The organism is Chryseobacterium capnotolerans, assembly GCF_021278965.1.
Classification (GTDB): Bacteria; Bacteroidota; Bacteroidia; order Flavobacteriales; family Weeksellaceae; genus Chryseobacterium; species Chryseobacterium capnotolerans.
The window spans coordinates 959109-972404 of the sequence record NZ_CP065589.1 but is presented as its reverse complement, the minus strand read 5'-3'; the positions used below and the strand labels follow the sequence as shown (position 1 = coordinate 972404).

The window sequence follows — 13296 nt, the reverse complement described above, 5'->3', positions numbered from 1 at the left end:
TGTATCTTTATTAATTGTGTGAAAGGGTAATTAAGGTCTTACAATGAAAGTTCCCTGTAAGATCATTCCGTCTGTTCCATCATGAGAAATTCCACCGATATCCGTCCATGTTTCTTCCTTGTATATCGTAAGAATTTTTTCTTCGGTACTGAACATATTAGAGGTATTCTGAGAGACCATTTTGAAATGATGATACAGTACTCTTCCTTCTGCATCTTTAATCTTCATAGGATCCAGTCCTAATTTTTCAACAGGAAGGAAAAACTCGTTTCCAGTCATATCAAATGCTTCTTTAAAGAACCATTCTTCTGTATTGGTTGCCGGATTATTACCATATACATACAGTTTTGCTTTTGAAGTATCTTTCTCATCTGTATCTATTCTGGCAATTTCTTTCCAGTTCCCCATTGGGCTCATTTTATAAAGATGATATTTCCCTTTATAGCAAACCTGATCCCAGGATAGGATTACCCAATTAATCACATCGGAGTCTACCGGCTCTGAATGATATCTCAATACTGGTGCCGGTGGATTATAGTTTTCTACCAACATGGTTACCGTAGTTTTTGAAGGTAATGATGGAGCCTGCTCCTGTACCGTTTTATTAACAGGTGGCGATACATTATAATCTGTTGTGGTATACTCCACTTTTCTGGAAGCCACTACACGATAGAAAAGCGGATCTCCATAAGGGTTCTCATCCAGGTCTTCAAATTCATCATATACCGTCCATGATCCATTTTCAGGATTTACTTCTACATCAGCAATCTTCACTGTTTTGATGTGTTTCATACTTAGTATGGAATCTGCATCCAGTTTATTGGTTGCTCTGTAAATAGAAATTTCATTGATCTTGTGTACATCCGTATAAGAGTTCACTTCAATTCTTACTTTTGCAGAGATTCCTAATGTAGCATTATCTACTATCGGCAATAAACTTAAAATCTTTGGTGGTTCAGCTGGATTGGTGTTAACTAGTTTAATAGGTCCCTGAAATTTACTAAACTCTCCCATCTGCAATTGATTTCCTAATTCTCTTACTCCATAGAAGTAGAAGTTATCCGAAGCCCCATCAAGAGTGAAATCTGTAAACAATGTTGAATGTGGAGTTCCTCCTTGTCCTTGACTGTATACGGCAGCCATCGGAGCCATATCAAAATCTGCATGAGTAGTAGGCAGTAAATATCCTGAAGCATCCCTGATATTCTGCTTTTTATTTTTAGGTCTGTGCCCTGCAAGATCACTGAAATCAAAATTATGGATCTGCTGATAAATAATAGGAACTTCTGTAAGTGGCAGAAAACAGTTAATCATTGCTTCTTTAATAAAATGTCCGAGACGTAATTGGTCAAACTTATTGGGAACTGCCTCAATTACACGATAGTTAATCGGATACTCTCCTTTTTCCCACTTTATTTTATCCAACAAATTAGCATATCCATTTTGTCCTGCTTGAAGTCCAAAATGTTCGTTATGATTCACAATGAAATAATTAATTGCATCGAATAATATTTTACTGTTTGGAAGTGGCATAGCAAATTTTACAGGGCCATCAGGTGGAAATGCTTCAAATCCTGTTGTTGATGTATTAAGAAGCATTTCAAAATCCACAAAATTCATCCATCTGTCAGTAAAAAACGCTTCATCATTACCCCCAAGAGCATTAAGACTATTTTTAATTTCTTCAATCTTTGTTGACTCATATAAAGAAGCTAACAATACAGCATTATTCGCTCTGAAAAACTGTACCGAATATGGTTTATGGTCATATTCCGTAATAAAGCTATAGGTTGACTTTCCGAATTTATCCGGTCTGGTTGCATATTTAGAGCCTTTTGGCTTTCTCGGTGGTTTAGGCTCTACAATTCTATTGGCAAACATCACAGCAGGAACACTGAATTTAGATTTATACTTAGCTCCTTGCATGTCCACATTGTCATTGTCAACACTCTTGAATCCAAAGATAGAGTATCTTACATCTTCATTTTCAGGAGGTAAAACAGCATCCTCAATTAAGTTATTGGCTGCATTCTTATACAGATATACTCTGTAGGAAGGATAGTAATTGACCTGCATATTTTTGCCCATAACAGGATCAGTAGGATATACTGGTGGTGTTAAAGGTTTTGTTTGCATTCCTGCCAGATCATCCGGATGATAATTAAATATAGGTAAGTGATTCGCATCTTCATTAATCCTGAAGTTTTCATCATAAATGTATACCACAAGATCCTGATTGGTTCCAATATTTTCTGTTTTTACCACTTTGAAAATAGATCTGGACTCTTTAGGGACTCCATTACCATAATCTTCTACTGTAAATAACCTTACAATCCCATTCAGCCATTCAACAGAATCTGAGTTGGATGAAAACTGAGAATGCTTTGCCAGCTTGAATCCAGGGAATGTAACTTTATAAACTCCTCTATGGACTCTAAACTTGTTAAACGGCTTTTCTATAATCTCTCCCTCACTATTTTGATATTTATCAATCTTCTCATAGTGCATCTCTATTTCAGCAGTTTTCCAGAATCCTCTACTTTTTTCAAGGAATCTCTGAACAGATCCGTCAGATTGCTGAGTATGAATAATTTCTCTATGGATTCCCCAATCATTGGTTCCAATTTTCACCTTCAGTGAGTTAGGATTTTTAGGTCCCCAGGTTGGGGTATTCTGCATATTTTCAGTTGCACTGAATAATCCTTCCGTTCCTGGACTGAATGTAGGAAGCACCAGACTACTCTGATCGATTACCGGTGAAGTCCCTGAAATAATAGCTGCACTTGGAGCTTTTTTAAACACGGTGAATTTCAATCCTGAAGATTCCACTGTGATACCGTTAATGATATAACTTTCGCCATCCAATAGGAAAATTCCTCCGATAAAATCATTAATGGTAGTTCCTGCCGGAATTTCCGATTTTAAAATCTGTAATGGAATTGAAGGTTGTGCAGGCATACTCGATCCCGGGGCAATAGTTCCTCCTGAACTCGGCAGGGTATAATCTACTGTTTTGATCTCTGCTAAAAGTTGATTATTCGGATGATGACTGATACCGGAAACCTTTGCAGAAATCTCTCTCATGGTATAATTCCTGTAGAAGATTTCCACTTCATCAGCCATTACCTCTTTATCATCCGGGAAAATAGTATCTGGATTCATATAATAATCATCTGGCAGCGTAGAATCAAATGGAATAGAGTATACAATTTCATCCTGGTAAATATGATGATCAAAGCCAAGTCTTACCAATGTTTTATCCGGATCTGAGATTGCATTTCTACGATCCTGCTCTCCTTGAGAAGTAAGGGTTACAGGATATTCTTTCTGGATAAGAAAAGCTGTTGTTGCCGTTGGAGGTAATAACCTGTTGTTCGGTTTAATCTTGGTTTCAATTGACAGCTCTTCTCCTCCGATCTGCGCTCTGGAGAACCAGTTGATTCCGTATCCTTTATAGAAATATGTTCCACTTTTATCCTGCTTATGCATATACAATGGAGCATAGGTATCAGGAATCTGAAGAGGCAGTGTTTCAAAAGAGTCTGCCACATTATCAATATTTGCATATTTAGTATCATTACATAATTCCGGTTTGATCCAGATATAATCATCTGTTTTACCAGGTTCTACTACACGGTATTCAAGACCTGCATATACAGGGAATGTGAATGAAGAGGCATCAAATTTTTCATATTCACCCATAAATACCGGGTTTACCTCAAGTTCAGGAACCTGTTGGTTATAAATACTAATATAACGGTATTTTCCATTATGCGAATATCCTTCAGCATCATATAAACCGGCAGACTGCGGGTTATTAGAATCCATCCCTGTGTTCAGTTTCATCAATTTTACAGGCAATGAGAGTCTTTCAATTTCTGTAGATACAGGAAGAGACATTGAAAGTAACTGATATGTCTTATCTCCTGAATTGATATCCAGATTTTTATTGGTATAATATTCTGTGATATAAATATACTGGTTTCCGAAAACCTCGTCCTTAATATCAAGATATCCTAATCCCAGCATTCTTGCTACATGGTAATCCAGAGCAGCAATATTCAGAATATCCAGGTTAGACACCTGCATATCTCCATCCTGAGGAAGGTTTGTGCTAATATCAACTACCTGTTGTGAACCAGTAGGAGAAAGGTTAATTGAAATGGTTTCATTAGCCTTTGGATTCGGCTGATCATTACTTAACTCTACATATCTTTTAATTACAGTCTGAATGTCTCTGTCTAAAGGACCTGTAGAACTATGCTCCCATTTTTTACGATAATTATCTGTATTTACATACGCTCCATCGTTGTATCTTAACCATGCTCCATGAACGGGGTTCTCATTAGGCAGAGGATCTAACCTCTCAAAAACAGTGTCTCTCTCATCTGTAAGAGAGAATTCTCCCATAAGTTTCCATGCATTAGCCTGATTTCGGCTGATGATGAAGTCTGAATAGAACTCAAATTGAATTCTGGTAACAAGACAGTTGTAAGGTCTGAAACGCAATGTCTTTCCGTTTTCAGCATTAAAATAAGTATTCGCAAGCTCACTACCATAAGGTGTTGCTCTATAAGAAAGCTGCTGTTGGGACAAATTATTCTGATCTGCTACTGAAAGGGCCTCCAACTCCACACGTGCATCTTGCTGTTGATCTTCCACTTGTAACTCAGCAGCAAAGAAAATATCTGATTTACAAAGAACTTCTACAATTTCATTCCCATATTGCTGCATGAATTTAAGAGGATCCTGCATTGGGTTAACAGATTGTCTTACTTGTGCATATTTTGTCTTATTTTTGAAATAGACATAAAAAATTCTACTGTCATTATTAAACTTATATACCCACATCTTCTTACTTTCGTCAATAAGCTGTGGAGCTTGTGTAAACTCCAGATTGAAGATTTTCTTCTCATATAGGGTTCTATAAACTTTAACAAAATCATCAGGTTTATTGAAGTTATTCTTGTTGTCTGTAAGTCTTCCTTTGGGAAGGTGGTTTTCTCCCAATTCACCTCCGAATCCCCATCTCAGATGAATTCCCTTGGTACTGTCTTCTCCTCTGGATCCGGCAGCCTGAAGGTAAAAATTAGGTGTTTGTAATCCTGAAAACTCATTGAAAGTAATCTCTGTTCCGTCGCCTCCATTTGATCCACATGCATTTTCATTAGCATAAGGCTTAGTGATGATATCAAAATTAAGTTCTTCTTCTTTGAAATCTACTTTCTTGGAAATATAGGGAGCATCTTTGAGCTTATAACCTTCTAATGATACGTTTATATTATTGGTAGGTGAAGTAAAACAGGTATTAATTCCTTTGCTCACAAGCCCTGTAAAATCGGAACCTTGCGTTCCTCTTACTGTCACTTCATTTCCTACAACCTGATCAATATAAAAACCTTTGATGGATGATTGCTGCGTCCATACAGGTGTATAATCGTATTCAGAATAACAGAAATTATACCCTGCACCTGTAGTTGCGTAGAAAAAATCTTTGCCGTGGATAAATTTTACGGATTGGGAATCCCAATCTTTAAATAAAAATGCTCTGTCATTAGGTGTTAACAAAACAGGTGTTTTGTTAATTTTACCTCCCCAATGCAATTCATAGCCACCCTGTTGGTTCGGACGGCAATAAACTCCGTTTAATACAACAGGAATATTGTTCACAGAAGGATATTGAGCAGTCTCTACCGGTTCATTTACCTGTCCATAGAAGGATACACCACGTGTTACACCATTCAGGGTTTCATTAGCACTAATATGAACTATTTCACTAAAGGTACTAATCCCGGTTACTTCCAGGGTTGCCCCTGGAGTACCTTTATTAATAATATCTGTTCTTGAACTTACTTTCCCTTCCCAGCCGGATAATAAGAGAGTTCCGCTCATCTTTGCGTTTACGTTATAAAAAGTAAGGTAAACCATTGAATCAGCAAGAATGTCAGCAAAAATGCGTCTTTCATCAGTTTCAATCGACTGAAAAACTTTACACCATACTACATCTCCATTTCCTTTGATCCTCATTACAACAGGAGTTTTATAGGAGGTTACTCCTACCACAGCAAAATCACCGTTTTTGAATGGCATTACCTTAACAAAGGTAGTATATCCTCCTTGAGGAGATTTAAAAGCTCTGTTCCATTTCAGGTTACCGCTTTCATCAAGAACTGTAATCAGTCCTATGGAATCAATATTTCCCACCTGCATTACATTTCCTTGGCTTTTTGTAGAGGAATTGATTAATCCTTTGGAACTTATATAATTATGATTTTTTAAAAAACTCATTTTAGATTTAATTAATTGTTTAGTTTTAATTCGTTGATTGTCACTCCGCTTCCTGGAAATTCAGTATAAACTGATCCATTCCAGTATTTATACATAAACTGCAGTTTTAAATTCTGATCTTTAATCTTATTGCTCTTATGCACGACTAAAATCTGAGAATAATCTTTAGAAAAGATTAATTGGAAATCTTTATTATGTTCGTTTACACTATTAAGAACCTTAAGACATTCCTTCACTTTCTTCAATGGAATTCTAGGATCATTGAATGGCTCCGGATTCCTTATCAGTAATGCCACTACATCATTATTGGTATTGACTATTTTAACAAATTCTGTATTGGTAGGAGGATTTAATGGTTTTAGTCCCATTACTCCTTCAAAAGCGCGGTCAAATACTTCTGAATAGGTATTGGCAAGCCCTTTTAAGTTTGGATTTTCAGTACCTTCTGAAGCTAAGATATAGAGGTCATTAAGCTGTTGTGGCTTAAGATCTGCTTTCACTTCATAGATAGCATCCTTCTGTCCTATCACTTCGTTTTTATCATTATATTCTTTCAGCTTATAACTTTCTACCTGCTCTTTAAAGTCCTTGTATCTTGAAGTTCTGAATACGAACTCATGGATCTTCTGGTTCTCTTCATATACTTTGTAAGGATCTTCCGTTGTTGGTATAGCCTGTGGTTCATATTTTCCATCTCCGTCATCATCAAAGGCATTGTAGATAATGGCTGTGTATAGTTTTTCCGGACTTAGATCTTCCAGTTTAACCGAATACTTATATGCTTTTGGTGTAACCGGTTTCCCAAGATTAATGCTACAAGCCATTCCTGTGTTCGCCTGGTTGGCGTGATTCACATAGTTAAGCATCTGCTGAACTCCTAATGGTAAATTCGGATCATCATCTTCCCAGGCTTCCTTAGTTACTGGTATTGTTTCATGCTTTGTCCAGGTTGTAGGTAATGGATATGGAATACTAATACCTGTTATCGGATCTTTAATCGCGATATTAATGCTTCCTTTGATCTCCTCCACGTCCATTCCATTTACATTATGAGCAGTCCATGTTTTAAGCATATTATAGATATAAGGCTTAGTAAAAGAGAGTTGTATTTTACTCTGCTCGTTACCATAGAACAATGGTTTTGCCATCAGAAGATCTCCGTCTACATTAGGATATGATTTTTGCATATCGATATATGATTTCAGAGAAGTAATTGGATATTCATCTATATTTTTCTTCTTATCTGTCAGATTTCCATCAGCATCTTTAAGCTTTTCAATGTAATCTTCATTTTTCTTCTCAAAGTGTCCGATAGGTCCTGCTGTTTTAAAGGCAAAATAATAATCAATGATATGTGGTATATCTCCGTTTACATTATCTTTCAGTTTAAGATTGATGTAGTATACACTATTTGGTCTCCAAACCGGTTGAACCACTTTGCTCATTGCCTCCTGCATCAGCTGCATGTCGGCAGTTACAGCATCTTGTGATGGAATGGTCTGCTGATATTCGTAATCTTCAGCCGTTATCCATCTCACCTGATGGAACAAAGTATGACAAACACTGGTTAGGTTACCATTTCCATTACCATCATCATCACTACAGCCGCAGTTTCCTAGCTTGAAAATAATGTCATGAATATCTTTTGTTAATTGTACTGCTACAGACATTTTAGCACCTTCAGTATTCAGATAGCTTCTCAGTTTCTCTACCAGATCTCTCACATATCCTGCTCCCTGGATCAGGTTATATTGTGGGAACTCTTTATCAAACTGGTAGATGGCATCAATGAACATGAAGAAACATTTTGAACTGTATCTTAACTGGGTTACTTCATCTACTCCCTGATAAACAATACATTGGTTAAGATTATACATAAGCCCCGTAAGGAAATCACAAAGTTTTGTATCTTTTGTACAAGGCTCTGCTTTAGAATCACATCCACAATCAGGAGTAAACTTCAGATTAAGAGGCTTTTCTGTGGTCTTACTTACCTTAATGATCGCAACCTTATTAATTCTTTCTTTTGGATAATCACTTGAATAACAGATATCAATACCATCTGCTTTCTCTGAAACTTTTGTGACTACGCTATTATATTTAATAAACTGGTTAGTAGGACCATAAGGTAAAAACAAGAAGATTACAGAATGGGTATTGAAGTCAACAAATGGCGGAGTATTTCCTGATGTTACCATCATATACTGTGTTTCATAATCTGCCCACTTGGTAGCTACATTAGACATGCTAAAGTTTACTACTCCATTTCCAAATAATCCGTTATATCCATCTTCAACATGCATCACATTGAAATCAAGCTCTTTGCATTGAGAAGAAGTACACCCTCCGTCTTTCAGTTTTTTTAGCTCTTCAACAAGTTTGTCATATTCAGCCTGTTGTCCTGGTGAAAGAACAACGCTGGTTACCTCACCGGTTGTATTGGCTGTTGCAGTTGCCCAGATCTGGTCAATTTGTGCATTGATAGCATCAATCTCCTGCTGGTTGGCATTGTATGGAATAATTTCAATTTTACTTACATATTGGCCTGCATGATCAGCGGCTTCATAAACAAGCTTTGATGCCAGTTCTGCTTTCGTTTTGGTTACTTCTTCAATCAGGGTATAATTCTGATAAATACCCGGCGAGAATACATCTTTATAATATCTGACTCTCACGGAACTAGCCGTTGTAGAAAGAAACAACTCTGTACTTGCTGATGCTTCAGGTAGCAGGACAACCATTGTATTTCCATTGGTAATCTTTAAGGATTTAGAGAAATTATGTGAGTTGGCTGCATTGGAAACCGTCATATAATCCGTAGTATCCGATACTGTTCCTAAAAGGTTATAATATGCTCCGTTAATAAAATTATAGGGAGCTCCTGCAGGTGGATAGTATACCGTTCCTACCGTTTTGTCTTTCACATCAGACTCATGCCATACCTTTTCTGTTTTCGTACAGAATAGTGAGGAAGCCGTAATTCCGTATTGTTCAGGAATAAACCATCCCGGTTGTGCAGCATCTAAGAATGAGAACGGTGTAGATGCCAAAATCCTGATGGTATCATACTTATCATTGGTTTTCTGCCAGAATCCTAATTTAAATTTATCCAGATTAGCGATGCTGTTTGCTTCATTCTGAGTAAGCACAGCTCTGTAAGGATTATAATTATTCCAGTCAGTTCCCTGTTTGTTAAGAATTTTAATATCTACATCTTCAATAGAATATTGGTGTTTCACCTGACGAAGTACATGACCTCCAGGCTGCGTTTTCTGAGGCGGGATAAGATCTGTAAATTCAGTTGCGCCGTTGGTATGACCTCCAATTTTCTCACCTGCAGCTGAAGTTGGGATAAGTCCTTTTTCAATTTTGATATCGATATAGGTATCCAATGGTATTGTTGGCAGATCAGGATTATCCTTAATTGTTACTGATGGAACTTTCTTCACCTGTACTACAGGAAGATCAAAGGTCTCATTGGTTAACATATGAACTCCTTTCACCGCATTTTTCAATCTTTCTTCTTTCGGATAATCAATATGTGGTGGATCTGATTCGTAAGTAAGAGGCGGTACAGCACTTGTATCTACATGGTTCTCCCCTTTCTCCCATTTAATACTTAAATGAACTTTAAGCTTAATTTTAAAGATCGCCAGCTTAATCTTGAGTTCGAATTTGAATTCCGCCAGGATCAGGAACGGGAAGATAAGCTCTACTCTGAAATAGATCGAGATAAATAAGGCAACACTTACAATGAAAAGATTGATCTCTGCTCCTCCTTCCACATAAATATATCCTCCTACCTGCGGTCTTTCAAAGCTGATGTGTGCTCCTACTTCAATAGCGGCATACACTTTTACAATAATCAGATTCAGGTTGAAATCTACTCTTGCACCAGCTTCAATTCCTTTGGCGGCAATCATCAGATAAGATTCTGCCTTAATATTCACTGAATCTTTAAACAGACTGGCCCTGATCGGTTTGTCCCTTGTTCCGAAATTAACATACCATGGTCTTTGATTTTTAAAGAAGAAGCCCATCTGAACTTCAGCCTTAATATCAATGAATGATCCGTTATTTTTGTTAAGCTGGAAGTTACCTCCCGCTCCGATTTCCAGTGAATTATCACCTACAATAACGAATGCATAGAATGGCGGAACTTTAGGGTCATCTTCTGTAAGCCCAAGACGCTCACTAATGATTGTTAATCCGGCATCTATCGCAAACATACTTGGTACTGAAAGCAATACCATGGCACGCAATGAAGCAAGACGCCCATCTAAAGTTGCCAGGGAAGCTCCTGCTCCAAAGGAGAACGGTGCACTGTATTTCTGAGTAAACTGAGGCCCAATAAATTTATCCGTATTGATTCCTCGCTGCGGATGTACATAATAATCGTACCAGGTATCGTTTTCTGTCATTCCGATGGCTTCCTTATGGGCTACATATCGGTATCCGATAAGTCCACGGAATCCGAAAATACCAAATGAACCTAATGGGATCACGAATGGCAATTCGACGCTTGCATCTACCAGAAATCCCGGATATTTAGGATCAAAAGCCATTTCTGCAGAACCTGAAATATTCATTTTCGGCAACTGAAGAGAAACTTTACCTCTATATTCCGTAGATTTTCCTGGTTCAGGAATGGTAAGAGCCCCTTTGATAATGGCTACAGCAGCACTTGCACTCGCTGTTCCTGGAATTACAAGGTCTACTTCAAGAGTTGAAATGTGGAAATAAGAATCTTTATATTCCTCAATATTTCCTCCATATTTCTCAACCATTTCATCATTATCTGCAGTATAATAGAACTTAACTCCGTTTCCTCTTACGTCAAGACCTAATGGGTTGATATTAATACCACCATCAAATCCGATATAATTATAGGTACGCATTTTATCTTTATACATACGTTGGATAGTTCCCATGTGAATCGCTGTAACCGCCATACGTACCGGTCCTAAATTCAGGTGAACATTGATCGGAATAATAGAACTTCCTCCGGCAATTTCAAATTTACCGTTAGCATAATAACGGATAGCGGGTAAATCAATTCCTTCCTCTCCTAACAATTTTGCGCCAAATGTCCCCTCAGGGAAACTGATTTTGGTATCCGCTTCAATATAGAAGTTATCATTTTTCTTCCCAATTTCTATTCTTTGTAAATAAAAGTGAAGGATGTTAAAAAGATTCATTTTCAGACCAAAAGGCAGAATGGCAGCAGAAAGTTTGAAATTTTCTTTGCTTTCCCATTCGCCGACAACGTCAATGACCATATCCAGGCCATTATAATCTTTGAATTTTTTGATTTTCAGCCCGGCATGTAATGAGGAATGTACTACCTGCCCCTGATGGAAATCAATATCAAATTTGCTGAATCCTAATTCCCATGATTTCTCAGTATCTTTCCCAAGATTAAACCATAAGGTACGGTTATCTTTATCAAGACTATCAACAGACAGGCTTGCCAGGAATTTATAATAGTCTTCTTCTTTCTGGAATTCCCTGTAATCTCCTGCAACGGTTCTTAATCCCATTGGATAAACAAACTTAAGCTCAGAAGGTGATGCTAAACCGTTCATGAAAGTCATCAATTCATCCATGTTATGAATAGCCGTCTCATTAGAGCTGCTCATGGATTTCACTTTCAGATTAGCATAATCCAGCTTAAAAAACTTGCTGAAGTAATCAACAACTTTTGTCTCGGTTCCTGTTGTTTTAACGGCGTAGGTAGGCCTAATGGCAATATTTCCTGAAAGCCCTCCGGTTCCGATCAACATATGATTGGCTGAAATACCAATGGTCTGTTGAGTATTTCCTTCTGGATTTTTCTTTTTAAACCATTTTTTAGGAAGGAAAATCTCGGTGTATTCCATATAGACTCCCATAAATTCCTTGGGTCTTCCGTCTGCATCGGCTTCGGCAATATTTTCCGTTTTACTGAGATCAATTTTCAGGTTGTGAATATCGATGATAAAACCTGTGTTTCCAATCTGAGCAGGATTACTCATATTCAGAACCAAATCCATATTGTATCCGAAACCTTTTTCAGTATCCGCATAGAATAAAGCTTCCCCAAAACTTAGAGTTACTTTTTTAGTTTCATCTTCAATGACTTCTAAAGGAGCAGTCGGGTGCTTTAATGGGTTTACCGGTTTTAAAATACTTCTTGGAAACTCAATGGCTGCCGACAGCATTAAAGTTGCCTTAAATTTTGGAATAGCGACCTCTTTAATGAACTCATCAATATCCTGCGGCATTAAAGCTTTGAAGAAAGTTTTTACCTTTTCTGCTGTCTCCTGCATGTCATTGGAAAGCAAGTAGGTTGCAAAAGCAACTAATGAAGCATACTTTCCTGCCGTTTTATTAAAAATATCCTGTACGACTTCTGTAACTGTCGTAGCATCGGATGGTAATGTAAGTCCCAAACTATGTGAGTCATTAATATCCTTCACAAACTGCATCAGAGGCGTGACATTCTGATTAGCTGGTGAGACAAATGTGTTCACAAAGTGCGCGATGGCCTGTTCTTCCGTTACGTTGAGCACCCTAAGGGCTACCTCGAAGATCTGCTGAGGTTCAAAGGAAAAGTTTCCTAAGCTGAAGTAGCGTAAATACGCCAGGATCTTCCATTGGTATTCAACGGTAATGGGAAATGCGGAGATCGCGGTGTCATCTGTTCCGTTCAGAACCAATGAAATTCCCGTTCCCGGAATTTCAATATCGATTCTCTTGGAAACGACAGATAAGCTGTAAAACGCTGAATCTCCCTTCGGCCCTTTACTATATTGTAAATCTTTATAATAGATTTTATCGAGGAGGTTAGTAATCCCCGGTTTTAAGAATCCCAGAATATCCGGGATGTCGTCTTTTGTAACCACAGAGGATAACCTCGGGTAATACCTGTGTGTTACCGGTGTTTGATTTGACATAAAAATAATTTTGTGTTTGGGTGAGTGGAAACTTTTGTTATTAAAAAAGTTATTTAAGTATAGATACTTATGT

Annotated in this window: 2 protein-coding genes; both read right to left on the bottom strand. The window is 37.6% G+C overall.

What is annotated here, in order from left to right:
- Positions 1-30 precede the first annotated feature (30 nt).
- On the bottom strand, positions 31-6288 hold the full coding sequence (locus H5J24_RS04490) for a hypothetical protein (protein WP_068944208.1): 6258 nt from the start codon (positions 6286-6288) through the stop codon (positions 31-33).
- Positions 6289-6299: 11 nt separating this feature from the next.
- Positions 6300-13223, bottom strand: coding sequence for a hypothetical protein (locus tag H5J24_RS04485; protein WP_068944209.1), 6924 nt, complete (start codon positions 13221-13223; stop codon positions 6300-6302).
- Positions 13224-13296: the final 73 nt, after the last annotated feature.